Raw genomic sequence first — 24,453 nt, forward strand, 5'->3', positions numbered from 1 at the left:
CGAATTGCTTATTTTGACTTGTTCAAATACTCGGCAAGAAAATCCAATCGGTCATTTCCCCAGAAAATCTGGTCGTCGACGAACATCAGCGGCGCACCGTACACGCCGCGCTGGATCGCCTGGCTCCGGGCCTTGCGATATTCGTTCTGGCCGGCGGGCGATTCGACGAAAGCGATCAGCGCCGCGGGATCAAGCCCCGCTGCTATCGCGCATGCGGCCAGTTCGTTGCGGTCGCCGGGATCGATCCCCTGGCCCCAGATCCGGCGGTAGGCATCGGTCACAAATGCCTCGGCCTTACCGTGCTCGCGGGCGAACAGCACCGCGCAATTCCAGTCTGCGCAAGCGAAGCTGGCTGGAAAGGTGAGGGGCACTCCATAGCGCTCGGCCCAGCGCTCAAGGTCTGCCTTCATGACCTTGATCTTGGGCAATACCTCGCGATTGGACGGGCCATAGTTGCCGGCGGCAATTTTGGCTTCGGGAATGTCGATCGGCCAGTAATCGACCGTGCATCCCGCTGCCCGCGCGATCTCCGGCAGCTTGAGCTGCGCAAGGTAGCTGAACGGGCTGATGAAATCGAAGTAGAAGTCGATCGTGCGGGTCATGTCGGCTCCACCTCAAAGCCGACCATTTCGCGATAATTGTCCCAGAAGCCGATGATCGCGCCCTCGGTGACGAGATGGTCGGCATCCTCGGCCCGGCCGCCACCCATCGCGATGTAGGACGTCGCGCTTGCCTCGCCGACGATGGCGTTCTGGACGATTTCCACCGCTTCGCCGTCTTCCATCGAAATGAGCCCGGCGGGGCCGATCAGGTTGGCTTGCTTGAGCCGGATGGCCTGCATTTCCGCATCGTCGTCCTGGTAGCCGAAATGGGTCCAGACGAGCTCGAATTCATCCGGCCCGTAGGTCACCGTCTGGCGCACCGCGAGAGTGTTCTGGATCTGCTGGAGGACCAGGTTGGGGTAGACCGCGAGGATCACCAGCGTAACATTGTCCGCGAATTCCTGCCGACCTTTCAGCAGCGACATGTCCTGCAGCTTGAATTCGGTGTCGAAGGTGCGGGAATCGCCATAGGCCTGCTTGTCGGCGGCATCGTCGTTGCTGGCCGCGATCGAATAGAGCAGCGAGTGGCGTTTGTTGGCATCCATCAATGCCTTACCTGTCTGGGTCGAGCGATAGAGACCGAACGTGTTGTGAAACAGGTGCAGCAGGCTCGCGTGGTAGGGATCGCGGGTGTTCTCGGCGTAGAGCTTCCAGTTCCCGCGGATCCGCTGGCGCTGGTCGCCCAGCACGGTGATCGGCTTGCACATGATCCGCTCGATCTGCTCGACCACGATCGGGCCGAGGAAATCGCGGCAGGATTCGACAGTTTCGGAGAATGAGGCAAACACCAGACCGCCAACGGATTCGGTGCGCAGCTGGCGAAGATTGTGCTGGGACATGTCGAAATCGCCCGGCATCCCGCCCTGTCCCTTGAGGCCGCGGCGGAAGGGTACCCCGATCAGGTTCCCCTTCAGATCGTAGGCCCATTGGTGGTAGACGCATTCCAGGCTTGCGCGGTTGCCGCGCATTTCGCGGCAGACCAGGGCGCCGCGATGGGCGCAGCGATTGACCACGACATGCAACGAGCCGTCGCTGTCGCGCGTGAGGATCACCGGTGTTTCGCCCACGAAGGTCGATTTGAAATCACCCGCCTGCGGAACTTCAGCCTCAAGTCCGACGAAGGACCAGCAGTTACCCTTGAAAATGTTCTCCTGTTCGCGATCGTAGTACTGGCGATCGGTGAAAACGCGGTACGGAACCCGGCATCCTGCAGTGGACGGGGCTTGATCCAAGGCGTCTGTTTGCTGGGGAATGGACATAATTGGGTGCTTTCAACTTTGCAGCTAGATCGGGCGGACCATCATCGTATCGATGAGGTGGGTGTCGAAGATCGCGGTCTTGGAAAGGAAGCGCGGGGCAGCCCCGGAAACGTCGATTTGATCGACATATTTTCCGGAATTGTAGATCGACGTCTGACCGTCGTTGCGCGTCATCAGGACCACATAGTTGGTCTGTGTGGTGACGATCTGCCCGCTGGTCGACTTCACGCGGGTCGGACCGAGAATATGCCGGTAGCTGTGCGCGGGAAAAATATTGGCGCGGCGCAAAGAGACGATGCGATCGACCAGCATGCCGCGGCTGTCGCAGAACACCGCAGCCAGGTTCAGTGAACGATTGTGGTTCTCCGCTGAGATCACACTGTACTGGCACTTTTCTTCAAACAGGTCAGGCCATTCTTCCAACCGGTCGTCATCGATCAGTTCCGCATGAAGCGCATTAAGTTGCGCAGCGGCATGCTGAAACTGCATCTGCTCAAGGGTGGGAAGGCCCATCATGCTGCTCCTTCGGGCTTCGTGATGCAGACCCAGCCATCCTCGATTTCGACCGGATAGGACGCGATCGCCACCTGGCAGGGAAAGGCCTTGGCTGCGCCGGTCTTGATGTCGAACGAGCCGCCATGGAACGGACACTCGATGATGTCGCCATCCTGATATCCGTCGGTCAGCATGGCATTGCCGTGGGTGCAAAGATTGTCGGTAACGAAAATCTCGCCATCGACATTGTAGACGGCAAGGGCGGGCATTCCCTCTGCGAATGCCGCAACCGGCTCGCCGTCCTTCACGCTGGCAGCTTCACAGAGTCGCAATTTGTTTGACATGGTTGACCTGTTGTCCTGTCAAGAATCGAGCAAAATGGGCGATTGTCAGAGCAGCGGAATGTCCATCCCGTAGCCAGCCGCCTCGTTGCCATGGCCGAAGATGTCGCGGGTGTAGTATTCCTGCTGGCCGGTCGAGTGGCGGGCGCCCCAGCCGAACTCCCACAACCAACCCGACGGATTGGCGCAATAGAAGGTCAGGGCCTGATCGTTGGCGTGCTTGCCAAGCTGCAGCGCTACATCGATCTTCTTCCCGCGCACAATGTCGTGAGCCATGCCGAGATCGTCGAGATCGGTGTATTCGAACATCAGGTGGTTGATGCGCTTTTCCATCGGTCCGAGGCCGAAGGCGACCGAGTGCTGGCGCTCGTTGCAATGCATGAAATAGGGCTGGGCGACCATGCCGTTGGGCAGGTGGAGATGGTATTCAACCGACCCGCGCAGGCCGAGCAGTTCATAGAACCGGGCCGCCGCCTCGACATCGTCCTGGCGCAGGATGCAGTGCCCGATCCCTTGCGAGCCGGTCAGGAACTTGCCGAACATCGGACGGCCAGGATGAAACGGCTTGTGCGTATCGACCTGGGGGCCGAAGAAGATCTCGGTCGGGTTGCCGCCCGGATCGGCCAGCTTGAGCAGCCCGAGAACCCGGCGTTCGCGCGCCTCGGCTTCGGTGCCCACGGTGAAGGGGATTCCCGCCGCGCTCAGCTTTTCCTGCATCGCGGCGAATTCCTGCGGCCCGGCCACGCGCCAGCCCATGTAAGCCAGGTCATCGCTGCCATCAGCGTGCAGAACGATGCGGTGATGCCAAAGGTCCATTCGCAGATAGAGCCGATCCCCTTCGCCTTCATCGACGACTTCCATGCCGGCGACTTCGGCGGCGTAAGCGCGCCAGGCAGCGAGATCGGAAACGGAAAGACCAAGATAGCCGAGTTCGGTGACGACCGACATAGTTCAAACTCTCCCAATTCACCCCAAAACGGGGTCATTTTGCGATTTGCTGGCCGCCTTGCTTCGATTCAAGCCGCCGGTTTCAGCCATTTCTGACTCATTACCTACCAGAACGTTTTTCATTGTGCAATACGTTGCACGAAATGATGGGATGAGGTAGTCCCCGTGTGCAATCTGCGGTTGATTCGCGGAGGTATTGGGTGCCCGACGCACAGAACGGGAGAGGATCGATGGAACTCAATGAGAAAATCGGCGGCAGGATTGCCGACTTGCAGGGCTTGAAAGGGCGCATGCGCGCTTGGCTCAAGAAGGATCACGAGCGCGGGATCTTCCAGTTAGATCGTGCTGCCTTTACCGAAGGCGCGCTGTTCGATCTCGAGATGAAATACATCTTCGAGCGCAACTGGGTCTATCTGGCGCATGAGAGCCAGATCGCTAAACCTAACGATTTCATCACGACCAAGATCGGGCGCGTTCCTATCCTGGTCACCCGTGACAAGACGGGAGAGGTCCGAGCCTTCGTCAATGCGTGTTCGCACCGTGGCGCGCGCATTTGCCGCGAGCGGGCGGGCAACAAGCGCAACCACATGTGTCCGTTCCATGGCTGGACATTCTCGTCTGGGGGCGACCTGCTGGACGTCACCGATGAGAGCATCGGGGGCTATCCGGAGGCATTCAATCGCGCTGATTTCGGGCTTCAACCGGTCGCCCGGGTGGAAAGCTACCGCGGCTTCATTTTTGCCAGCCTCTCCGCCGATGTCGTCCCGCTGGTCGATCACCTCGCCGGCGCGCGGGATTTCATCGATATCCTGGTGGACCAGTCGAAGTCCGGCGCAATGGAAGTTTTGCCCGGAACCAACCGCTACCGCTATCACGGCAACTGGAAGATGCAGGTCGAGAACGGGCTCGACGGCTATCACGTCATGACCACGCACGCCAACTACTTCATGACGGTTCAGCGCCGCGTCGAAGGCATTTCGAAGAACGAAACCAAGGCGATTAGCTTCAATGGCTTCACCGCGCGCGATGGCGGGTCGTTCTCGTTCCACAACGGACACACGGTGTTGTGGGCCGACTATGCCAACTTCATGGATCGCCCCAATTTCGAGATCATCGACTGGCTCGAAGAGTCCTACGGCGCCGAAAAGGCCAAGTGGATGAACAAGCGCATCCGCAACCTGCAGCTGTTTCCCAACGTCTTCCTGATGGACCAGACCAGCACTCAGATCCGCATCATCCAGCCGCTGGCGGTGGATGAGACCGAAGTCAGCACGGTGTGCATCGCCCCGGTCGGCGAAAGCGCCGAGGCGCGTGCCCTGCGGCTGCGTCAGTATGAGGATTTCTTCAATTCGACCGGCATGGCGACCCCGGACGACCTGACCGAATTCAACAACTGCCAGACCGGCTATGGCGCCGGCGAAGGCCGCTACAACGAGATGTCGCGCGGTTCGACGCGCTGGGACACCGGCCCGGGCAAGTTCGGCGAGCCGCTCGATTTCAATGTGGTGCTGAGCAGCCCGGCGGTTGCCGACGAAGGCCTCTATGTGGCGATCCATGACGAGTGGCTCACGCTCATGGAAAAGGCCATCGACAGCGAGTGCAGCGAGCTTGCCGCCTTCCTTGAGCGTTCGCTGGAGAAGGCATGATGACCGCATTCCATTCGCGCTGGCTGGCGGTTTCCCGCTTCATCGGTCAGGAAGCCATGGCGCTTGACGACAAGGACTGGGATGCCTGGCTGGCGCTCTATCACGAAGAGGCGGAATACTGGGTTCCAGCCTGGGACGATCACGAACGGCCGACTGCGGATCCGCAGAACGAAGTCTCGCTGATCTATTATCCCAACCGGGGCGGGCTTGAGGATCGGGTGTTCCGGATCAGGACCCGGCGCTCGGCGGCGAGCACGCCGCAGCCACGCACGGTTCACCAGTTCTCCCTGCTGTCTGCTGAGGAGAGCGATGGCCAGGTGCATGCGCGGACGTCTTGGACCACGGTTTCGGTGCTGGAAGGCAAAGTCGCCACTCTCAGCGGGTGGGCCTACTACGATCTTGAGCCCAAGGACGATACTTTCGTGATCCGTCGCAAGAAGACGATCGTTGTCACAGATCTGTTCCACGAGATCGCCGATGTCTATAGCATCTAGACAGGCGCGCCCGGTTGTCGGCACCATGATCGGCGATCCCGCCGGGATCGGGCCCGAAGTCGCGGTCAGGGCACTGGCTGGCGGATCGGTGCACGAGGATTCGATCCCCGTGCTGCTCGGATCGGCGGCTGCGGTGGAACGCGCGCTCGATTTCACCGGCACCAAGGCCCGGCTGCGGGTCATGCGCAGCTTCGAAAAACCCAGCGACGATCCCGCGATTATCGACGTCATCGATACCGGCGCGCTGCCCGATGGCGTTCTGCCCCTGGGCGAGGACACCGAGGCCGCCGGGCACGCCACCGCGCAATGGCTGGACGAGCTCGACGCGCTTGCCCGCGACGGTTCCTTCGCGGCCACGATCATGGGGCCGATCAGCACCGGTTCGCTGAAGCTCGCCAAGAAGCTCGACAAGGTCATCAGCCCGACACCCGGCGAAAGCTATCTGGTGCTGCTCACCGGGCCGCTCCGGGTTGCGCACCTGACTGATCACATGTCGTTGCGGCAAGTGATCGACGTCATTTCGGCAGACCTCGTCGCCATGGCGGTGGGGCAACTGCACGAGGCCATGCAATCCTGGGGCATCGCCCAACCCCGGATCGCGGTTGCCGGTCTCAACCCACATGCCATCGGCGACGAGGATCGCCTTGAAATTGCGCCCGGGGTTGAAGCCGCGCGTGCCAGGGGCATCGATGTCGAAGGGCCGATCGCGCCCGATTCGGTCTTCCGCCACTGCATCGAGGGCCGCTACGACATGGTCCTGGCGATGTTCCACGATCAGGGCCACATCGCCGTCAAGACCTGGGGTTTTTCGGGCAACAGCGTGATCATCATGGGGCCGCCGTACCTGCATATGTCGGTGGCCCATGGCACCGCCTACGACATCGTCGGTACCGGCAAAGCCGATGCCGCCATGATGCAGAGCGCGATGCGCACTTGCGGACGGCTCGCTTCGGGCCGCGGTTTCGAACAAGCTTAGGGAGAAGACCATGAACGCCGAAACCATGCCCGTCGCCGCCGGGTCGGAGCCGACTGCGGTTGATTACGCAGTCTATCACAGCCAGGCGATCTTCACGGCCGAACAGGAAAACATCTTTCGCGGACAGACCTGGTGCTATCTTGGCCTCGAAGCCGAGCTGGCCAACAGCGGCGATTTCCGTTCGACCCATGTCGGCAACACCCCAGTGGTGGTGACGCGCGCGGCGGACGGTTCGATCCACGCCTGGGTCAACCGCTGCGCCCACAAGGGCGCGACCGTGTGCCGCTCGCTGCGCGGCAACCAGGCCGACGGGGCGTTCGTCTGCGTCTATCACCAGTGGGCCTACGACGCGACCGGTGCGCTTGTCGGCGTGCCGTTCCGGCGGGGGCTGAAAGGCGTGGGCGGCTATTCGACGGAATTCAATATGGCCGAGCATTCGCTGGAGCGGTTGCGTGTCGAGACATTCGGCGGTCTCGTGTTCGGCACCTTCAACCCGTCCATCGCCCCGCTCGAGGACTTTCTGGGTCCAGTGATGCGCAAATACATTCAGCGTGTCTTCCAGCGCCCGGTCAAGGTGCTGGGCTATGCGCGGCAGTTGATGGCCGGCAACTGGAAGCTCTATTCGGAAAACAGTCGTGACAGCTACCACGGCGGTCTGTTGCACCTGTTCTATCCGACTTTCGGCATCTACCGCCAGAGCCAGGAAAGCGCAGGGCTGGTTTCGGACGAAGGCTACCACACCGTCTTTACCGTCTCGAAGCCCAAGGGCGATGTCGACTACGGCTCTTTCGGTGACGAGGCCAACCGCGAGATGCAGGGTGAGGCCAAGCTGCAGGACGAGCGCCTGCTGGCATTCCGCCCTGAGATCGCTGACGATGTCGGGCTGCACATCCAGTCGATCTTCCCGTCGGTGGTCGTCCAGCAGATTCAGAACACCCTCGCGACAAGGCAGATCGTGCCCCACGGCACCGACAAGACCGAGCTGGTCTGGACCTATTTCGGCTATGCCGACGATGACGAGGAGACGACCCGCCACCGCCTGCGCAACCTCAATCTGGTTGGGCCGTCGGGGCTAATCTCGATGGAGGACGGCGAGGCTGTCGAACTATGCCAGCAGGGCACGATCGGTGCCGAAGGCAAGCGCAGTTTTGTCGAGATGGGCGGGGACGATGTCCGACCCTCCTACGCGCCGATGGGCATGGATGAAAATTCCGTGCGCGGTTTCTGGAAGGGCTATCTCGGGCTGATGGGCAATGCCCTGGCCGATCTCGCGGTGGAGGGCCGCGCATGAGCGCCCCTGCGGACAAAGTGCAGAGCGCGATCGACGATTTCAACGCCGCCTATGGTCTGTGCCTCGACGACGACCGGCTCGAGCAGTGGCCCGACCTGTTCGTGGACGATTGCCTGTACCAGGTGATCGCGCGCGAGAATGTCGATAACGGCTTGCCCGCAGCAGTGATGTATTGCGACAGCAAAGGGATGCTGGTTGACCGCGTGGTTGCGCTGCGCAAGGCCAACGTATTTCCCGAACATTTCAACCGCCATCTGATCGGGCGCGCTGTGATCACCGGCGTGGAAGGCGACGAGGTCTCCGCAGAAGCCAGTTACGTCGTTTTCCAGACCCGTAACGATGGTGAAACCCGCATCTACAATGCTGGCAAATACGTCGACCGGTTCGATCTGGGCGGCGGACATGTCCGTCTGAAAAGCCGGACCTGCATCTACGACACGCTGCGCATAGCGACCCTGCTCGCAACCCCGATCTGACCGGGTCCTGTTTCACTGCATCCCTGAAGGAGACTATCTATGAAGCTGTTCATTAGCCCCGGCGCCTGCTCGCTCGCCCCGCACATCGCGCTTCGCGAAGCCGGCGCCGCTTTCGATGCGGTCAAGGTCGATCTGGCGACCCGAAAGGTCGAGACCGGTGAGGACTTTCTGGCGGTCAATCCGTCAGGCAAGGTTCCGGCCTTGACCCTCGACAGCGGCGAAACGCTGACCGAAAACCCCGCGATCCTGCTTTACATCGCCGACCAGAAGCCGGAGGCTGGCCTGGCGCCGCGCGACGGCACCATGGACCGGTACCGCCTGCTCAGCCGGCTGAGCTTCCTGGGTTCGGAATTCCACAAGGCCTTCGTGCCCCTGTTTACGCCCGGCACCAGCGATGAAGCCAAGGCCGCCGCTACGACCGCAGTCAAGAATCACTTGGTCGCGCTCGATAAGGATCTCGCCGGCAAAGAGCACTATGCGGGTGCCGATTTTAGCGTCGCCGACATCTATCTGTTCGTGATGCTGGGCTGGCCTGCCCATGTCGGGATCGACATGAGCGCCTATCCCGCGCTGGGCGCCTATTGCGGCCGGATTGCGCAGCGGCCTGCGGTTGGGGCGGCCTTGCAGGCCGAAGGTCTCATCTGATCGAAGGGCGCGGGGCGGCGGCGATCGCCGTCGCCCACGTCGTTCTTCATTTGCAAATGCGTTTCAAATAGTGCAATGAACGACGCCTCTGGCGACAGAGACGGCGATTCGGCGTCCAGGCTCAGCCGAATACAAAATCATCGAGGCGGGAAAGGATCGGATGGCTACCATGGCAAGCTCGACTTTGGACACGGCACTTCCGGAAATCGGTAGGTCGCTGGTTGTCGGCGGAAGTTCGACCAATTACCACGACGTCGGCGAAGGCGCCCCGGTGCTGCTGGTCCACGGATCGGGCCCAGGCGTGACTGCATGGGCCAACTGGCGGCTGAACATGCCGGTTCTCGCCCAGGATTTCCGGGTCATCGCGCCCGACATGTTCGGCTTCGGCTATTCGGACAGCAAGGGCCGGATCGAGGACAAGCAGATCTGGGTCGATCAGCTGGCCGGTTTTCTCGACGGGCTGGGCATCGACAAGGTTTCGATGGTCGGCAATTCGTTCGGCGGCGGCATCACGCTGGCGTTCATGATTGCCCATCCCGACCGGGTTGAGCGCGCCGTGCTGATGGGCCCGGCCGGGCTCAACTTTCCAATCACCCCGGCGCTCGACAAGGTCTGGGGCTATGAGCCCTCGGTCGAGGCGATGCGCGATTCGCTCAAGTACCTTGCCTGGGATCACAGCCGCCTGACCGAGGATCTGATCCAGTCGCGCTATGTCGCCAGCGCCCGGCCCGAAGCGCATGAGCCCTACAATGCCACCTTCGGCGGTGCCGACCGCCAGCGCAATGTAGCGATGCTCGCCAGCCGCGAAGAAGACATCGCCGCACTCGAGCACGAAACGCTGATCCTGCATGGCGTCGCTGATCAGGTGATCCCGTTGGATTCAACCGTGAAACTCGCCGGTTTGATGAAGCGTGCGGACTTGCACCTCTTCGCCGAATGCGGACACTGGGTGCAGATCGAACGGATGGCAAGCTTCAACCGCATGGTTGCCGAGTTTTTTAAGAATGGCCTCAAGGCCTGATCGGAGAGGATAATCGTCATGGCTCTAACTGGTGTAATTCGTCCCGGTTATGTGCAACTCAGGGTCCTCGACCTCGATGAGGCCATTACCCATTATCGCGACCGGATTGGCCTGAACTTCGTCAATCGCGACGGCGACCGCGCCTTCTTCCAGGCGTTCGACGAATTCGATCGTCACAGCATCATCCTGCGTGAGGCCGATCAGGCCGGCATGGACGTGATGGGCTTCAAAGTCGCCAAGGATGCCGACCTCGATCATTTTGCCGAGCGCCTGCTCGATATTGGCGTGCATGTCGATGTGATCCCGGCCGGATCGGACCCCGGTGTGGGTCGCAAGATCCGCTTCAACACGCCGACCCAGCATGTTTTCGAACTCTACGCCGAAATGGAACTGTCGGCCACCGGCCCGGCGGTCAAGAACCCCGATGTCTGGGTGGTCGAACCGCGCGGCATGCGTGCCACCCGCTTCGATCACTGCGCACTGAATGGCGTGGACATCTCCGCATCCGCAAAAATCTTCGTCGATGCGCTGGATTTCTCGGTTACCGAGGAGCTGGTCGATGAAGGCAGTGGGACGCGCCTCGGCATCTTCCTGAGCTGCAGCAACAAGGCGCATGATGTTGCCTTCCTCGGTTATCCCGAAGACGGCAAGATCCACCACACCTCTTTCAACCTCGAATCCTGGCACGACGTCGGCCATGCAGCCGACATCATCAGCCGCTACGATATTTCGCTCGATATCGGGCCGACGCGTCACGGGATCACCCGCGGCCAGACGATCTACTTCTTCGATCCCTCGGGTAACCGCAACGAAACCTTCAGCGGCGGTTACATCTATTATCCCGACAATCCGCAGCGCATGTGGCAGGCAGAGAGCGCCGGCAAGGCGATCTTCTACTACGAGAAGGCGCTGAACGACCGCTTCATGACGGTGAACACCTGATCATGGACGGGGTGGTTTCGGTCCGGACGGTAGGCCACGAACTGGCGCTCAAGGCAGCGGCTGCCGCCGTTGCCACGGGTGCGGCGGCGGGCTGTCCGGTCGTTGCCGCGGTGGTCGGCGCCGGGGGAGATCTGGTCGCGTTCGTCCGCGCCAGCGGCTCCCCTTCGCCATCCGCAAAGATCGCGCAAGATAAGGCTTACAGCGCCGCCAGCTTCCGCGTCCCGACGCCGGATCTCTATGCGATGGTTTCCGGCAATCCGGCCCTGCGCGACGGAATCGTCGCGCAGCCGGGATTAGCAATGTTCGGCGGCGGCCTGCCGATCGAAATCGCCGGTGTATTCGTCGGTGCGATCGGTGTTTCCGGCGGGAGCGAAGCGATGGACGTCGAATACGCCAACGCCGGTCTCGCTGCGATCGGCGCAAGGCAATTCTGACGCACCATGGCCTCCGGCCAACTTAGGTATTATGCACCAATGACCTCAACTTCCTCCTCTCCGGTCACCGAAACTATCCTGAACTTCATTGACGGTTCCTATCGCAAAGGTAGCGAGGGTAAGTCGTTTCCCAACGTCAATCCGGCCACCGGCACCGCGATCGGGGTTGTGCACGAAGCAAGCCAGGCCGACGTCGCAGACGCCGTGGCTGCGGCCAAGGCAGCGCTTACCGGGCCATGGGGCAAGATGACCACGGCCGAGCGGGTCAAGCTGATCGCCGCCGTGGCGACCGAGATCGAACGCCGAGCGGATGATTTCCTGGCTGCCGAAGTGGCCGACACCGGCAAGCCGCGCCATGTCGCGTCCCATATCGACATTCCGCGCGGGGCCGCCAACTTCCGCATGTTCGCGGATGTCGTCTCGACAATGCCGGGCGAAAGCTTCAACACATCGACCCCCGATGGCGGCCAGGCGCTCAACTATACCGTGCGCAAGCCCAAGGGTGTGGTCGCGGTGGTCTGCCCATGGAACTTCCCGCTGCTGCTGATGACCTGGAAGGTTGGCCCGGCGCTGGCCTGCGGCAATACCGTGGTGGTCAAGCCTTCGGAGGAAACGCCTCGGACTGCTGCCCTGCTGGGTGAAGTAATGAACGCGGTGGGCATGCCCAAGGGTGTCTACAACGTCGTCCACGGATTCGGTCCGGGTTCGGCCGGCGAATTCCTCACGTCCAACCCCGATGTCGATGCCATCACCTTCACCGGCGAGACCGGCACCGGACAGGCGATCATGCAGAAGGCCGCGATCGGCGTTCGCGACATTTCGTTCGAACTCGGTGGCAAGAACCCGGCGATTGTGTTCGCCGATGCCGACCTCGACAAGGCGGTCGAGGGTCTGTCGCGCTCGGTCTTCCTGAACACCGGGCAGGTCTGCCTCGGAACCGAGCGGGTCTATGTCGAACGACCGATCTTCGACGCCTTCGTGGCGCGGATGGCGGCGGCGGCGCAGGGCTTCAAGCCGGGCGTGACCGGTGATCGCGCCTATCTCGGCCCGCTGATCAGCGCCGAGCACCGCGAGAAAGTGCTGGGTTACTATCGCCGTGCGGTCGAGGACGGGGCCACCGTGGTCACCGGCGGCGGCGTTCCCGAAATCTCGGGTGCGGAAGCCGGTGGCTTCTTCGTGGAACCGACGCTGTGGATCGACGTCGCCCACGGCGATACCGTGATGCGCGAGGAAATCTTCGGACCGTGCTGCGGTATCGTGCCGTTCGACAGCGAGGACGAGGTGATCGCACTTGCAAACGATACGGTTTACGGCCTGTGCGCCTCGATCTGGACCGAAAACATGTCCCGCGGACACCGCGTGGCGGCGGCGATGGACGTGGGGGTGTGCTGGGTCAATTCCTGGTTCTTGCGCGACCTGCGCACCGCCTTCGGCGGGTCAGGCCATTCCGGGATCGGTCGCGAGGGCGGGGTGCACAGCCTCGAATTCTACACCGAGATCACCAACATTTGCGTGAAGCTGTAAGACGATGACAATCGACCCCAAGACTATCGAACAAGCGGCCCTGGCGCTGCGCGGCGCGGCCGAAACGGGGAAGCCGGTCAGCCCGATCCGCGACCTGATTTCGGCTGGTGGCGTTGAAGCAGCCTATGCCGTGCAGGAAGCCAACACCAAGCTCTACCTCGCCAACGGCCGGCGCTTGGTCGGCCGCAAGATCGGCCTGACCTCGCTCGCGGTGCAACGCCAGCTCGGGGTGGACCAGCCAGACTACGGGATGCTGTTCGCCGACATGGACGTGCCCGAAGGCATTCCGGTGTCGCTCGACCAGGTGATCCAGCCCAAGGTCGAGGCCGAGATCGCGATCGTGGTCGGCCGCGATCTGCCGCACCCCGACATGACGACAGCGGAGATGATTCGGGCGGTCGAATATGTCGTTCCCGCGATCGAGATCGTGGACAGCCGTGTTGCCAATTGGGATATCAAGATCTGGGACACGATCGCTGACAACGCCTCGAGCGGGCTGTTCGTGCTCGGCGCGGTGCCGCGCAAGCTCGACGGGCTCGATCTGCGCAGCTGCGGCATGGTCATGGAAGTCAAAGGCGAACCGATTTCGGTCGGTGCCGGGATTGCCTGTCTGGGCAGCCCGATCACCGCCTCGCTGTGGCTGGCGCGGGTGATGGCCAAAGCGGGGCGTCCGTTACTCGAAGGCGATGTAATCCTGTCGGGCGCGCTCGGGCCGATGGCCGGGGTTGCGCGCGGCGATGTGGTCGAAGCCCGGATCAACGGACTCGGAACGGTCCGCGCCGCGTTCGCCGCTGACTGAATTCAAATTGGAGGCTGGTCAAATGGCCAAGATGAAGTGCGCAATTATCGGCTCCGGCAATATCGGGACCGACCTGATGATCAAGCTGCTCAAGGGTTCGGATACGCTGGAGCTAGCGGCGGTTGTCGGGATCGATCCGGCCTCCGAAGGGCTGGCGATGGCCAGCGAACGCGGCGTCCCGACGACCCACGAAGGAATCGAGGGCCTGTGCCGGATGCCGCAATATGCCGATATCGGCATCGCCTTCGATGCGACCTCGGCCTATGCGCACAAGGCGCACGACGAAATCCTCGCCCGTGACGGCAAGCTGATGGTCGACCTTACCCCGGCCGCGATCGGCCCGGCGACCATTCCGCCGGTCAACCCGGCGGTCGATGCCGCGGTGCGCAACATCAACATGGTGACCTGTGGCGGGCAGGCGACGATCCCGATCGTCGCGGCGGTCTCGCAGGTCGCCAAGGTGCACTATGCCGAAATCGTCGCGTCGGTCTCCTCGCGCTCGGCTGGTCCCGGCACCCGTGCCAACATCGACGAGTTCACCCGCACCACCGCCCGGGCGATCGAAACCGTCGGCGGCGCGGCAAAGGGTAGGGCGGTGATCATCCTCAATCCCGCCGAACCGCCGATGATCATGCGAGATACGATCTTCACGCTGTCCGAAATGGTCGATGAGGACAAGGTTCGCGATTCGATCCTGGCGATGATCGCCAAAGTCCAGTCCTATGTGCCGGGCTACCGGCTCAAGCAGGACGTCCAGTTCGAACGCTTCGGTTCGAACCGCCCGCTCAAAATTCCCGGTTACGGCGAATTCGAAGGTCTTAAGACCAGCGTGTTCCTCGAAGTCGAGGGTGCGGGCGATTATCTGCCCAACTATTCTGGCAATCTCGACATCATGACCGCCGCCGCCAAGGCTGCCGGCGAGAGCCTTGCCAAGACCCACATGGAAAAGATCCCCGCATGACCTTCAATCCCGAATCCGACCGGCTGTACATCCAGGACGTGACCCTGCGCGACGGGATGCACGCCATCCTGCACATGTACGGCACCGACAGTGTCCGCACGATCGCCAAGGCGCTGGATGACGCGGGCGTCGATGCAATCGAAGTCTCGCATGGCGACGGCCTCAACGGTTCGACCTTCAACTACGGTTTCGGTGCCCATACCGACTGGGACTGGATCGAAGCCGCCGCCGATGTCATCAAGAACGCGGTGCTGACCACGCTGCTGGTGCCCGGTATAGGCACCGCAGAAGAACTCAAGCGAGCCTACTCGATGGGTGTCCGTTCGGTCCGGGTCGCGACCCATTGCACCGAGGCCGATGTCGGCAAGCAGCACATTGGCATTGCTCGCGATCTGGGCATGGACGTTTCGGGCTTCCTGATGATGAGCCACATGATCGAGCCCGAAGCGCTCGCCCAGCAGGCCCTGTTGATGGAAAGCTATGGCGCGCAGTGCGTCTATGTCACCGACAGCGGCGGCGCGCTCGATATGGACGGCGTGACCGCGCGGCTCCAGGCCTATGACCGGGTGCTCAAGCCCGAAACCCAGCGCGGTATCCACGCGCACCACAATCTGTCGCTCGGCGTGGCCAATTCGATCGTCGCGGCGCAGGCCGGGGCGGTGCGGATCGACGCCAGTCTCGCGGGCATGGGAGCGGGCGCGGGGAACGCCCCGCTCGAGGTGTTTATCGCGGCGGCCAACCGAAAGGGCTGGAAGCACCGCTGCGACGTGATGGCGCTGATGGATGCGGCCGACGACATCATCCGCCCGCTGCAGGACCGACCGGTGCGGGTCGATCGCGAAACGCTGAGCCTGGGCTATGCCGGGGTCTATTCGAGCTTCCTGCGACACGCAGAGAAGGCTTCGGAGCAGTACGGTATCGATACCCGCGAGATTCTGGTCGAACTCGGCAACCGCAGGATGGTCGGCGGCCAGGAAGACATGATCATCGACGTGGCGCTCGATCTGATCAAGGCCAGGGCAAACTGACATGGACAGGCTCGTAAATTACGCCGAAAAGCTCGACACCGCCGCGCGTGAGTCCACAGCGACACCGCAGATCACGCCGGTGGACACTGCTTTCACGGTCGCGGAGGCCTATCAGGTGCAGAAACTCTCGGTCGACCGTCGCCTGGCGCGCGGCGAACGGCGGATCGGCGTCAAGATGGGGCTGACCAGCCGTGCCAAGATGCTGCAGGTCGGCGTAGAGGAAGTGGCTTGGGGACGGCTGACCGACGCCATGCTGGTCGAGGAAGGCTCAGCCCTGTCGCGCGCGCGCTATGTTCACCCCCGGGTCGAACCTGAGGTGGCCTTTCTGATGAAGGCGCCGCTGGCCGGCAAGGTTACTGCTGCCGCGGCGTTGGCCGCGGTCGAAGCGATCGCTCCGGCCATGGAGATCATCGATAGTCGGTACGAGAACTTCAAGTTCGCACTGGAAGACGTGATCGCCGATAACACCTCCTCATCCGGGCTGGTGATCGGCTCCTGGCACGATCCACGGATCGATTTTTCGAATCTCGGCGTGATCCTCGAGATCGACGGCGAGGTGGTCCAGGTGGGATCGACCGCGGCAATCCTCGGCCACCCGATCCGCTCGCTGGTTGCTGCGGCGAGGCTGGTCGCGGAGGCGGGCGAGCAGATCAACGCCGGCGATATAGTCATGGCCGGCGGGATCACTGCCGCACCCAACCTGGCCCCGGGCCAGACCGTGCGGACCACGGTTCAAGATCTTGGCGCGGTCATGTTCCAGGTGGAGGCCTGATATGCCGATCATCGAGGTAAACCTGCTCGAAGGGCGCGCTCCGGAAGCCAAGGAACGGCTGATCCAGGCGCTGACCAACGCGGCGATCGAGGCGATCGGCGCGCCGCGCGAATCGGTCAGGGTGATCCTGCGGGAGATGGCGCCTGCACATTTCGCGGTCGGTGGGCAGAGTCTGGCCGCAAAGGCCACTGCAACAGCGCAATCGAAAGTTGAAGAAGATTGGTCGGATGAAAGCTGAAGCGCATCAGATCCGCATTGTCGGTGGCGCACAGTTCACCTGTTCCGAAGAGGAGCGCGTACTGTTCGCGATGGAGCGATCCGGCCTGGACGAAATCGGCGTGGGCTGCCGTGGCGGCGGCTGTGGCTTCTGCCGGGTCCGCGTCGTCGAGGGTAAGTATCGGACCGGCAAGATGAGCACGGCCAAGGTAACTGCCGCCGATCAGGCACAGGGCTACGCACTGGCGTGCCGGCTCTATCCGTTGAACGATCTGCTGATCGAAGTTGGATGAGATTTAAGGGAGAATTGTCATGGCTACGCAGTTGAAGAGTGCAGAAAACGAATACGGAATCAAATCGGAATATGGCCACTACATCGGCGGCGAATGGATCGCCGGAGACAGCGGCAAGACCATCGATCTGGTCAATCCCTCGACGGGTAAGGTGCTGACCAAGATTCAGGCGGGCAACACCAAGGACATCGAACGCGCGATTGCCGCCGCCAAGGCTGCGTTCCCCAAGTGGTCGCAGAGTCTGCCGGGTGAGCGTCAGGACATCCTGATCGAAATCGCGCGCCGCCTGAAGGCCCGCCATTCGCATTATGCCACCCTCGAAACGCTCAACAACGGCAAGCCGATGCGCGAATCGATGTATTTCGATATGCCGCAGACGATCGGGCAGTTCGAACTGTTCGCCGGTGCCGCCTATGGCTTGCACGGCCAGACGCTCGATTATCCCGACGCAGTCGGCATCGTTCACCGCGAACCGCTCGGCGTCTGCGCGCAGATCATCCCCTGGAACGTGCCGATGCTGATGATGGCATGCAAGATCGCACCTGCGCTGGCTTCGGGCAACACCGTGGTGCTCAAGCCGGCCGAGACGGTCTGCCTTTCGGTGATCGAATTCTTCATGGAAATGGCCGATCTGCTGCCACCGGGCGTGATCAACGTAGTCACCGGCTACGGTGCCGACGTGGGTGAGGCGCTGGTTACCAGCCCCGATGTCGCCAAGGTCGCCTTCACCGGATCGGTCGCCACCGCGCGCCGGATCATCCAGTACGCCTCGGCCAACATCATTCCGCAGACGCTCGAACTCGGCGGCAAGTCGGCGCACATCGTGTGCGGCGATGCCGACATCGACGCGGCGGTCGAAAGCGCGACCATGTCGACCGTCCTCAACAAGGGCGAAGTCTGCCTGGCCGGTTCGCGCCTGTTCCTGCACCAGTCCATCCAGGACGAGTTCCTCGCCAAGTTCAAGACCGCGCTGGAAGGCATCCGCCAGGGCGATCCGCTCGACATGGCCACCCAGCTTGGCGCCCAGGCATCGAAGATGCAGTTCGACAAGGTTGAAAGCTATCTTCGCCTCGCGACCGAGGAAGGAGCGGAAGTCCTTACCGGTGGTACCCGCTCGGATGCCGCCAACCTGGCTGGTGGCAACTTTATCAAGCCGACGATCTTCACCAATGTGAAGAACACCATGCGCATCGCGCAGGAGGAAATCTTCGGTCCAGTGACCAGCGTGATCACCTGGAACGACGAAGACGACATGATGGCGCAGGCCAACAACACGACCTACGGCCTGGCCGGCGGGGTCTGGACCAAGGACATCGCCCGGGCCCACCGGATTGCGCGCAAGCTCGAAACCGGCACGGTTTGGATCAACCGTTACTACAACCTCAAGGCCAACATGCCGCTGGGTGGCTACAAGCAGAGCGGCTTCGGGCGCGAATTCAGCCATGAAGTGCTGAATCACTACACCCAGACCAAGTCGGTGGTGGTCAATCTCCAGGAAGGTCGCACCGGAATGTTCGATCAGTGATCGGCAAGCAACGATCATTGGGAGAAACGATGTGACTGCAAGACTCGAAGGACAGGTGGCGCTGCTGACCGGCGGCGCCACCGGGATCGGCGCGGCGGTCGTCGCCCGCTATCTCGAAGAAGGTGCAAAGGTAGGCGTCCTGGTCAGGGATGCCGCCCAAGCCGACTTGGTGCGTACGCGGCATGGCAAAGGAATAGTCGTGGTTGAGGGCGATGTCCGCAACTATTCCGACAACCAGAACGCGGTTGCGGCGACCGTGGCTACCTTCGGCAAGCTCGACGTGTTTGTCGGCAATGTCGGCATCTGGGATTACATGACCCCGCTGGCGGACATGGATCCGGACAAGCTCTCCGAAACGTTGGACGAGATTTTTGGGGTCAACGTCAAGGGCTACTTCTTCGGTGCCCGCGCTGCAATCCCGGAACTCAGGAAGACCAAGGGCAGCATCATCTTCACGGCCTCGACCTCGAGCTTCTATACCGGCGGCGGTGGCACGCCCTATGTGGCATCGAAGCACGCGGTCCTTGGTCTGATCCGCCAGCTGGCATGGGAACTTACCCCCGATGTCAGGGTCAACGGCGTGGCGCCAGGCGGCACCCGAACGCCGCTGGGCGGTACCCATGCGGGTGGAACAGCCGATGTTCACATGGAAGATATGGAAGGGCTCGACGCGATGATTGCCGGGATGACGCCGCTCGCGCGGATCGCCGAACCGGATGATCACTCCGGCCTCTATGCCTTGCTCGCCTCGCGTCGGGACTCGGCCTACATGACAGGAACGGTTTTGCTCAGCGACGGTGGAATCGGCGTTGGCAAACGGCCCGGAAGCTGAAGCGGCCGAGATCTCTCCACCCTGGCGGGTGCTTGCTTCGTCAAGCACCCGTCTTTTTTAGTGAGATTGCTGCGATCGAGGTAAGCGGTGTTCTCAGGTGTCGGTGGTCCATGGTATCAGCTCACCGAGGGCGCTCGCTGGATGACCGCTGGCCAGCTTAGCCAGAGTGTCGGTCAGCCACGCGTGCTGGTTGATGCCGGAGATCGTGCAGTTCTCCATCAGCTTGGCGATGACCGCGCAGTTGTCGCCGCCGTGGTCTAAATCTGCAAACGAGGCGAAACAGGCAATGACAGGTTCCGCTTCAGAGCCAGCTCCGCCGGACCCAAATCCCGCAAGGATGGACCCAACTCTTGACCGTGGCCCTGGCGTTCAGATCATAACCAATAAATACCCAGGTCAATTCTGAGTGATGAACCTGGGTCAATTCTCAGCGCTACTCAACACGGCACCAATCCTATGAAGAAAATCAACAAATTGCTGGTTGCAAACCGCTCCGAAATCGCAATCCGCGTCTTTCGGGCCGCAACCGAACTCGATATCAATACTGTCGCGATCTACGCTGATCAGGACAAGCTGTCGCTCCACCGGTTCAAGGCTGATGAGGCCTATTGCCTCGATCCGGCGAAGGGCCCAATCCAAGCCTATCTGGCCATTGACGACATCATCGATATTGCGCTCAAGACCAAGGTGGATGCGATTCACCCAGGATATGGCCTACTTTCGGAAAATCCCGAGTTCGCTGAGGCATGTGATGCTGCGGGTATCGCCTTTATTGGTCCGAAGCCTACAGTGATGCGATCATTGGGTAACAAGGTTTCCGCTCGCGGTATCGCCATGGCGGCCGGAGTGCCAGTTGTACCTGCGAGCCCTCCACTCCCTGACGACTCCAATGCAATCATGAAGATTGCCCAGTCGATCGGCTTTCCATTGATGCTGAAGGCAAGCTGGGGTGGCGGTGGACGCGGCATGCGTCCGATCCATGATCCCAGCCAGCTGATCCCCATGGTTATGGAAGGCCGGCGCGAAGCCAAATCGGCGTTTGGCAGGGATGAGGTCTATCTTGAGAAGCTTATCGATGATGCACGGCATGTGGAGGTCCAGCTGCTGGGCGATCTCCATGGGAACCTCGTCCATCTATTCGAGCGCGATTGCACCATCCAGCGCCGCAACCAGAAGGTAGTCGAGCGCGCTCCGGCGCCATATCTTGATGATGCCCAACGCACTGCAATCTGCGACGCAGCGCTGAAGATTGGTCGGCATGTCGACTACAGCAATGCCGGCACCGTGGAATTTCTGGTCGATCGATCCACCGGCCAGTTCTACTTTATCGAGGTCAATCCCCGGATTCAGGTCGAGCATACCATCACTGAGGCCGTCACTGGGCTGGACATCGTGAAGGCTCAAATCAAAGTCGTCGAAGGCGGCCGGATCGGGTCGGTGCACGAAACAGGGATCCCCAACCAAGCATCGATCCATTTAAATGGCCACGCGATCCAATGCAGGGTGACGACCGAGAACCCTGACAACAACTTCATCCCCGACTACGGCCGGATCACCGCCTACCGAGGGGCATTTGGGCCTGGCATCCGAGTGGATGGGGGGACGGCTTATGAAGGTGCGATCGTAACTCGGTTTTACGATCCGCTCCTCGAGAAGATCATCGCATGGTCGGCTAGCCCTCAGGAGGCGGTCGCACGAATGCTTAGGGCGGTACGCGAGTACCGAGTCCGGGGCGTTTCAACCAACCTGGCTTTCCTGGAAAACCTGCTCAGCCACGCTGCGTTTCGAAACGCCGATTACAACACCCGGTTCATCGACACGCGACCGGAGTTGCTCACGGGTCGAATGCGGCGCGACCGAGCCACCAAGCTTTTGACCTACATCGCCGACGTCTCAATCAATGGCCATCCTGACGTGAAAGGAAGGGCTCAGCCGAGGCCTGACAGCGCAGGCCCACAACCGCTAAATCTGAAGGGACAAATCCAGCCAGGCACCCGGCAACTCCTGGAGGAAATGGGTCCGACTGGTTTTGCCCGGTGGGTCCGCGCACAAGAGCGCGTACTGGTCACCGATACGACGATGCGGGATGCGCATCAGTCGCTGCTGGCGACACGGATGCGTACCTACGACATGAAGCGTATCGCACCTGATTACGCCCGGGCATTGCCCAACCTGCTGTCGTTGGAATGCTGGGGCGGCGCGACCTTCGATGTTTCGATGCGCTTCCTGCAGGAAGATCCCTGGGATCGGATTCAGAGCATTAGGGAAAAGGTCCCGAATGTTCTGACGCAGATGCTGCTCCGCGGGGCAAACGCGGTAGGCTACACCAACTATCCCGACAACGTCGTTTGCCGGTTCATTCGTGAAGCTGCCAACGTCATCGATATCTTCAGAGTCTTCGACTGCTTCAACTGGGTCGAAAACATGAGGGTCGCAATCGACGCCGTTGCAGACTGTGGCAAGGTCGCGGAGGGAGCGATCTGTTACACCGGCAATATCCTTGATCCGGCGAGATCAAAGTTCAGCATTTCGTACTACGTCGATCTGGCCAGCCAGCTGGATCGAGCCGGCTGCCATATGCTCGCAATCAAGGACATGGCCGGACTGCTCACGCCGCAGGCGGCTCGGCTGCTCATTGCTGCGATCAGGGACGTGACCGATCTACCAATTCATCTGCACACACACGACACGTCTGGGGGGGCTGCCGCGACCTTGATCGCGGCGGCCGAGGCAGGTGTAGACGCGATCGATGCAGCCATGGACAGCCTGTCTGGGCTCACTTCGCAGCCCTGTTTGGGCACAGTTGCTACGGCCCTTAGGTTTGGGGAACGTGATCCCGGCCTTGACCCTGGCAGCCTCATGCGGATCAGCACGTACTGGGAACAAGTCCGCGAACAGTACCGGGCGTTCGAGAGTGATCTGAGAAGCGGCGCCTCAGAGGTTTATTTACATGAGATGCCCGGGGGTCAGTTCACCAACTTGCGCGAGCAAGCACGGGCTCTGGGGCTCGAGACGCGTTGGCACGAGGTCGCGCAGGCCTATCATGATGCCAACCTGATGTTCGGCGATATCGTCAAGGTGACGCCCTCTTCAAAGGTCGTCGGCGACATGGCACTGATGATGGTTGCGCAGGACGTGTCCCCCGACGACATTCTTTCTGGGCGCCGGGAGGTTTCCTTCCCCGCATCGGTGAAGTCCATGCTGAAGGGCGACCTCGGTCAGCCAATGGGTGGCTTTCCGAAGGACCTTCAGAAGATTGTCCTCAAGGACGAGAAGCCATACACGGAACGCCCGTCCGAACTGCTACCAGCCGCAGACCTTGAGCAGGTTGAAAGCGTGGCAAAAACGAGCTGCGGTAGGGCACTCAGCTCTTGGGAGCTGGCAAGCTATCTGATGTACCCAGAAATCACGGCTGGCTTCCTGCGGTCGCAGTCACGCTATGGACCTGTCTCCAAGCTTCCAACCAGCACGTATTTTTATGGCATGCGTCCTGGAGACCAGATTTCCGTTGAGATCGAGCCTGGCAAGGTGCTGAATATCGCCCTGATCGCCGTGAGCGAGCTCAATGAGAAGTGCGAGCGAAAGCTGTTCTTTGAGCTCAACGGGCAGCCGCGAACCATAGCGATCGTCGAAAAAGTAGCCAACATTGGCCGGGTCGACGTCCGCATAGCGGATGAGGCAGACCCAACCCATGTAGCTGCCCCCATGCCCGGCCTCATCTCCTCGATCTGCGTAAAAGTTGGCGAACCGGTCAAACCGGGTGACAGGCTGATGTCCATCGAAGCCATGAAAATGGAGTCTGCGATCCTGTCGGCGACGGAAGGCGTTGTCTCGAGCCTCTTCGTAAAGGCAGGCGATCTGGTTGATGCAAAGCAGCTGCTTGGAATCGTTAGCGCTTAGAAGGTCGCCGCGCCCAACCAGACGTAGCTGCCGCCGAGCAGGAATCCGATAACGCCCGCCAAGGTCATGACCGGAATGAGAAAATAGCGTAGGCCGTCCATCGGATTTCTCCCGAGTTATTCTGTTCTGGCCTTGCCCGTCGAGGCAAGGGTGAGGGCGGCGGCGGGCCGCCGCCCTCGGGTATAGGGTCTTAATATTTGTAGGCGAGCTTCAGGAACCATTCGCGCGGACGCGAGAAGCTTGCGGTGGCGGCGCCGCCGATGTCGAGATCGACGTATCCGCCTTGGATGTATCGTTTGTCAGTCAAGTTGGTGACGCCGCCCGTCACGGTGAAGTGTTCGCTTTTGTCAGTGAATGACGCGCTCGCACCAAAGACGCTATATGCTGGCTGAAACAATTGCGGGCTATTTACCGCATCCTTGAAGGTGCCGCTTTGATAGGACCAGTCACCACGAAGCGTCAGTTTCCCGGCTTGCCCTTCATAGACATCCGCATTGATAGCTGCCGAAGCTGTCCACTTGGGTACGAAAGCAAATTTCGAATCCTTGGTAACGGGGGCGGCTGATAAGTCGATGTTGGTGTAATAGGCATCCAGATAACCTACACCAAAGGTCAACTGAACCTGATCGATTGGAGCCGCTTCGCCCTCGACCTCGAACCCCTTGATCCGGCCGGTGCCCGCATTTCGTACCTTCGGTGCGATTCCCTCATTAACAACGATCTGCATATCGCTGTAGTCGGACAGGAACGCCGCGATGTTGAGGCGCAGTCGTCGGTTGAAGAATTCGTTTTTGAGGCCAATTTCGTAGGATTCGACGAACTCCGGCGTGAATGACGGTGTCGTAATCTCTGCGGGAAAGATGCGCTTGCGGATTCCGAGGTCATCGCGCGCACTGTTCCGATTTGATCGCGCGCGGCATTCCGAGGTGATCGCGCGCAGCGTTCCGAGAATTGTCCGCGCAGGATTCCGAGATGATCGCGCGCAGTTTGAGGTGTGGGCAGCCTGATCGTTGGGCCATTTCTCCGGTCGTCA

At 61.1% G+C, this 24,453-nt stretch carries 26 protein-coding genes; 19 read left to right on the forward strand and 7 right to left on the reverse strand.

What is annotated here, in order from left to right:
* Positions 1–8: 8 nt before the first annotated feature.
* Genes NJ75_RS17930 through bphC form a run of 5 tightly spaced genes read right to left on the reverse strand, consistent with a single transcriptional unit; the run spans position 9 to position 3,645 of the window.
* Positions 9–602, reverse strand: a complete 594-nt coding sequence (locus NJ75_RS17930) for a 2-hydroxychromene-2-carboxylate isomerase (RefSeq protein WP_039336951.1) — start codon at positions 600–602, stop codon at positions 9–11.
* A complete protein-coding gene (locus NJ75_RS17935) occupies positions 599–1,861 on the reverse strand; it encodes an aromatic ring-hydroxylating dioxygenase subunit alpha (RefSeq protein WP_010891031.1) in 1,263 nt (420 codons plus the stop codon). Before NJ75_RS17935 ends, NJ75_RS17930 begins: the two co-directional genes overlap by 4 nt.
* A gap of 24 nt (positions 1,862–1,885) precedes the next feature.
* Entirely contained in the window at positions 1,886–2,374 is a 489-nt protein-coding gene (locus NJ75_RS17940) for an aromatic-ring-hydroxylating dioxygenase subunit beta (RefSeq protein WP_010891030.1), read from the reverse strand.
* Complete coding sequence (locus NJ75_RS17945) at positions 2,374–2,700, reverse strand: non-heme iron oxygenase ferredoxin subunit (RefSeq protein WP_010891029.1); 327 nt, start codon at positions 2,698–2,700, stop codon at positions 2,374–2,376. The genes NJ75_RS17940 and NJ75_RS17945 overlap by 1 nt, the downstream gene beginning before the upstream one ends.
* A 45-nt stretch (positions 2,701–2,745) precedes the next feature.
* Complete coding sequence (gene bphC / locus NJ75_RS17950; protein ID WP_010891028.1) at positions 2,746–3,645, reverse strand: biphenyl-2,3-diol 1,2-dioxygenase; 900 nt, start codon at positions 3,643–3,645, stop codon at positions 2,746–2,748.
* A 230-nt stretch (positions 3,646–3,875) separates the two neighbouring features.
* Here bphC and NJ75_RS17955 point away from each other — a divergent pair, with 230 nt between their 5' ends.
* The 18 genes from NJ75_RS17955 to hcaB all read left to right on the forward strand — a co-directional run bounded on the left by NJ75_RS17955 (position 3,876) and on the right by hcaB (position 19,520).
* Positions 3,876–5,291: a Rieske 2Fe-2S domain-containing protein gene (locus NJ75_RS17955; protein WP_052242625.1), complete on the forward strand. Its 1,416-nt coding sequence runs from the start codon at positions 3,876–3,878 to the stop codon at positions 5,289–5,291.
* On the forward strand, positions 5,288–5,785 hold the full coding sequence (locus NJ75_RS17960; protein ID WP_236727188.1) for an aromatic-ring-hydroxylating dioxygenase subunit beta: 498 nt from the start codon (positions 5,288–5,290) through the stop codon (positions 5,783–5,785). Before NJ75_RS17955 ends, NJ75_RS17960 begins: the two co-directional genes overlap by 4 nt.
* Positions 5,769–6,761, forward strand: coding sequence for a PdxA family dehydrogenase (locus tag NJ75_RS17965; protein WP_039336965.1), 993 nt, complete (start codon positions 5,769–5,771; stop codon positions 6,759–6,761). Before NJ75_RS17960 ends, NJ75_RS17965 begins: the two co-directional genes overlap by 17 nt.
* A gap of 10 nt (positions 6,762–6,771) precedes the next feature.
* Positions 6,772–8,052, forward strand: coding sequence for an aromatic ring-hydroxylating dioxygenase subunit alpha (locus NJ75_RS17970; RefSeq protein ID WP_039336966.1), 1,281 nt, complete (start codon positions 6,772–6,774; stop codon positions 8,050–8,052).
* Positions 8,049–8,528 carry an aromatic-ring-hydroxylating dioxygenase subunit beta gene (locus NJ75_RS17975; protein ID WP_039336967.1) on the forward strand — a complete coding sequence of 160 codons (480 nt, stop codon included), beginning with the start codon at positions 8,049–8,051 and terminating at the stop codon, positions 8,526–8,528. Before NJ75_RS17970 ends, NJ75_RS17975 begins: the two co-directional genes overlap by 4 nt.
* Before the next feature lie 39 nt (positions 8,529–8,567).
* Complete coding sequence (gene gstA, locus NJ75_RS17980; protein ID WP_039336969.1) at positions 8,568–9,173, forward strand: glutathione transferase GstA; 606 nt, start codon at positions 8,568–8,570, stop codon at positions 9,171–9,173.
* Positions 9,174–9,342: 169 nt separating this feature from the next.
* Positions 9,343–10,194 carry an alpha/beta fold hydrolase gene (locus tag NJ75_RS17985; protein ID WP_039337016.1) on the forward strand — a complete coding sequence of 284 codons (852 nt, stop codon included), beginning with the start codon at positions 9,343–9,345 and terminating at the stop codon, positions 10,192–10,194.
* A gap of 18 nt (positions 10,195–10,212) precedes the next feature.
* Entirely contained in the window at positions 10,213–11,136 is a 924-nt protein-coding gene (locus NJ75_RS17990) for a catechol 2,3-dioxygenase (RefSeq protein ID WP_039336971.1), read from the forward strand.
* 2 nt (positions 11,137–11,138) lie between these two features.
* Positions 11,139–11,570 (forward strand): GlcG/HbpS family heme-binding protein, encoded by a 432-nt coding sequence (locus NJ75_RS17995; protein WP_010891019.1) that lies wholly within the window; start codon positions 11,139–11,141, stop codon positions 11,568–11,570.
* 39 nt (positions 11,571–11,609) lie between these two features.
* Positions 11,610–13,094, forward strand: coding sequence for a 2-hydroxymuconic semialdehyde dehydrogenase (locus NJ75_RS18000; RefSeq protein ID WP_011906647.1), 1,485 nt, complete (start codon positions 11,610–11,612; stop codon positions 13,092–13,094).
* Between the two features lie 4 nt (positions 13,095–13,098).
* The gene (locus tag NJ75_RS18005; protein ID WP_039336973.1) at positions 13,099–13,893 is read left to right on the forward strand and encodes a 2-keto-4-pentenoate hydratase; all 795 of its coding nucleotides are present in this window, start codon (positions 13,099–13,101) and stop codon (positions 13,891–13,893) included.
* A 22-nt stretch (positions 13,894–13,915) separates the two neighbouring features.
* The gene (locus tag NJ75_RS18010; RefSeq protein ID WP_039336974.1) at positions 13,916–14,854 is read left to right on the forward strand and encodes an acetaldehyde dehydrogenase (acetylating); all 939 of its coding nucleotides are present in this window, start codon (positions 13,916–13,918) and stop codon (positions 14,852–14,854) included.
* The gene (gene dmpG, locus NJ75_RS18015) at positions 14,851–15,882 is read left to right on the forward strand and encodes a 4-hydroxy-2-oxovalerate aldolase (protein WP_039336977.1); all 1,032 of its coding nucleotides are present in this window, start codon (positions 14,851–14,853) and stop codon (positions 15,880–15,882) included. The genes NJ75_RS18010 and dmpG overlap by 4 nt, the downstream gene beginning before the upstream one ends.
* A gap of 1 nt (position 15,883) precedes the next feature.
* The gene (locus NJ75_RS18020; protein WP_039336978.1) at positions 15,884–16,654 is read left to right on the forward strand and encodes a 2-keto-4-pentenoate hydratase; all 771 of its coding nucleotides are present in this window, start codon (positions 15,884–15,886) and stop codon (positions 16,652–16,654) included.
* 1 nt (position 16,655) lies between these two features.
* Entirely contained in the window at positions 16,656–16,892 is a 237-nt protein-coding gene (locus NJ75_RS18025) for a 2-hydroxymuconate tautomerase (protein ID WP_039336980.1), read from the forward strand.
* On the forward strand, positions 16,882–17,163 hold the full coding sequence (locus tag NJ75_RS18030) for a 2Fe-2S iron-sulfur cluster-binding protein (RefSeq protein ID WP_039336982.1): 282 nt from the start codon (positions 16,882–16,884) through the stop codon (positions 17,161–17,163). Before NJ75_RS18025 ends, NJ75_RS18030 begins: the two co-directional genes overlap by 11 nt.
* A 19-nt stretch (positions 17,164–17,182) precedes the next feature.
* Entirely contained in the window at positions 17,183–18,688 is a 1,506-nt protein-coding gene (locus tag NJ75_RS18035; RefSeq protein ID WP_039336984.1) for an aldehyde dehydrogenase family protein, read from the forward strand.
* A gap of 31 nt (positions 18,689–18,719) precedes the next feature.
* Positions 18,720–19,520: a 3-(cis-5,6-dihydroxycyclohexa-1,3-dien-1-yl)propanoate dehydrogenase gene (hcaB, locus tag NJ75_RS18040; RefSeq protein ID WP_039336986.1), complete on the forward strand. Its 801-nt coding sequence runs from the start codon at positions 18,720–18,722 to the stop codon at positions 19,518–19,520.
* 93 nt (positions 19,521–19,613) lie between these two features.
* Here hcaB and NJ75_RS23875 read toward each other — a convergent pair whose 3' ends face one another.
* On the reverse strand, positions 19,614–19,697 hold the full coding sequence (locus tag NJ75_RS23875) for a hypothetical protein (protein ID WP_230488003.1): 84 nt from the start codon (positions 19,695–19,697) through the stop codon (positions 19,614–19,616).
* A gap of 279 nt (positions 19,698–19,976) precedes the next feature.
* Between NJ75_RS23875 and NJ75_RS18045 the strand changes: the two genes are divergently transcribed.
* On the forward strand, positions 19,977–23,420 hold the full coding sequence (locus tag NJ75_RS18045) for a pyruvate carboxylase (RefSeq protein WP_039336988.1): 3,444 nt from the start codon (positions 19,977–19,979) through the stop codon (positions 23,418–23,420).
* A gap of 190 nt (positions 23,421–23,610) precedes the next feature.
* Here the strand turns inward: NJ75_RS18045 and NJ75_RS18050 are convergent, their stop codons facing one another.
* Positions 23,611–24,372 (reverse strand): TonB-dependent receptor domain-containing protein, encoded by a 762-nt coding sequence (locus NJ75_RS18050; RefSeq protein WP_082013455.1) that lies wholly within the window; start codon positions 24,370–24,372, stop codon positions 23,611–23,613.
* Positions 24,373–24,453: the final 81 nt, after the last annotated feature.

The organism is Novosphingobium subterraneum (assembly GCF_000807925.1).
GTDB lineage: Bacteria > Pseudomonadota > Alphaproteobacteria > Sphingomonadales > Sphingomonadaceae > Novosphingobium > Novosphingobium subterraneum.

Bases quoted from the DNA above. Each gene is read 5' to 3' on its own strand.
- NJ75_RS17930 (WP_039336951.1), bottom strand. From the start codon at position 602: ATGACCCGCACGATCGACTTCTACTTCGATTTCATCAGCCCGTTCAGC.
- NJ75_RS17935 (WP_010891031.1), bottom strand. From the start codon at position 1,861: ATGTCCATTCCCCAGCAAACAGACGCCTTGGATCAAGCCCCGTCCACT.
- NJ75_RS17940 (WP_010891030.1), bottom strand. From the start codon at position 2,374: ATGGGCCTTCCCACCCTTGAGCAGATGCAGTTTCAGCATGCCGCTGCG.
- NJ75_RS17945 (WP_010891029.1), bottom strand. From the start codon at position 2,700: ATGTCAAACAAATTGCGACTCTGTGAAGCTGCCAGCGTGAAGGACGGC.
- bphC (WP_010891028.1), bottom strand. From the start codon at position 3,645: ATGTCGGTCGTCACCGAACTCGGCTATCTTGGTCTTTCCGTTTCCGAT.
- NJ75_RS17955 (WP_052242625.1), top strand. From the start codon at position 3,876: ATGGAACTCAATGAGAAAATCGGCGGCAGGATTGCCGACTTGCAGGGC.
- NJ75_RS17960 (WP_236727188.1), top strand. From the start codon at position 5,288: ATGATGACCGCATTCCATTCGCGCTGGCTGGCGGTTTCCCGCTTCATC.
- NJ75_RS17965 (WP_039336965.1), top strand. From the start codon at position 5,769: ATGTCTATAGCATCTAGACAGGCGCGCCCGGTTGTCGGCACCATGATC.
- NJ75_RS17970 (WP_039336966.1), top strand. From the start codon at position 6,772: ATGAACGCCGAAACCATGCCCGTCGCCGCCGGGTCGGAGCCGACTGCG.
- NJ75_RS17975 (WP_039336967.1), top strand. From the start codon at position 8,049: ATGAGCGCCCCTGCGGACAAAGTGCAGAGCGCGATCGACGATTTCAAC.
- gstA (WP_039336969.1), top strand. From the start codon at position 8,568: ATGAAGCTGTTCATTAGCCCCGGCGCCTGCTCGCTCGCCCCGCACATC.
- NJ75_RS17985 (WP_039337016.1), top strand. From the start codon at position 9,343: ATGGCAAGCTCGACTTTGGACACGGCACTTCCGGAAATCGGTAGGTCG.
- NJ75_RS17990 (WP_039336971.1), top strand. From the start codon at position 10,213: ATGGCTCTAACTGGTGTAATTCGTCCCGGTTATGTGCAACTCAGGGTC.
- NJ75_RS17995 (WP_010891019.1), top strand. From the start codon at position 11,139: ATGGACGGGGTGGTTTCGGTCCGGACGGTAGGCCACGAACTGGCGCTC.
- NJ75_RS18000 (WP_011906647.1), top strand. From the start codon at position 11,610: ATGACCTCAACTTCCTCCTCTCCGGTCACCGAAACTATCCTGAACTTC.
- NJ75_RS18005 (WP_039336973.1), top strand. From the start codon at position 13,099: ATGACAATCGACCCCAAGACTATCGAACAAGCGGCCCTGGCGCTGCGC.
- NJ75_RS18010 (WP_039336974.1), top strand. From the start codon at position 13,916: ATGGCCAAGATGAAGTGCGCAATTATCGGCTCCGGCAATATCGGGACC.
- dmpG (WP_039336977.1), top strand. From the start codon at position 14,851: ATGACCTTCAATCCCGAATCCGACCGGCTGTACATCCAGGACGTGACC.
- NJ75_RS18020 (WP_039336978.1), top strand. From the start codon at position 15,884: ATGGACAGGCTCGTAAATTACGCCGAAAAGCTCGACACCGCCGCGCGT.
- NJ75_RS18025 (WP_039336980.1), top strand. From the start codon at position 16,656: ATGCCGATCATCGAGGTAAACCTGCTCGAAGGGCGCGCTCCGGAAGCC.
- NJ75_RS18030 (WP_039336982.1), top strand. From the start codon at position 16,882: ATGAAAGCTGAAGCGCATCAGATCCGCATTGTCGGTGGCGCACAGTTC.
- NJ75_RS18035 (WP_039336984.1), top strand. From the start codon at position 17,183: ATGGCTACGCAGTTGAAGAGTGCAGAAAACGAATACGGAATCAAATCG.
- NJ75_RS18045 (WP_039336988.1), top strand. From the start codon at position 19,977: ATGAAGAAAATCAACAAATTGCTGGTTGCAAACCGCTCCGAAATCGCA.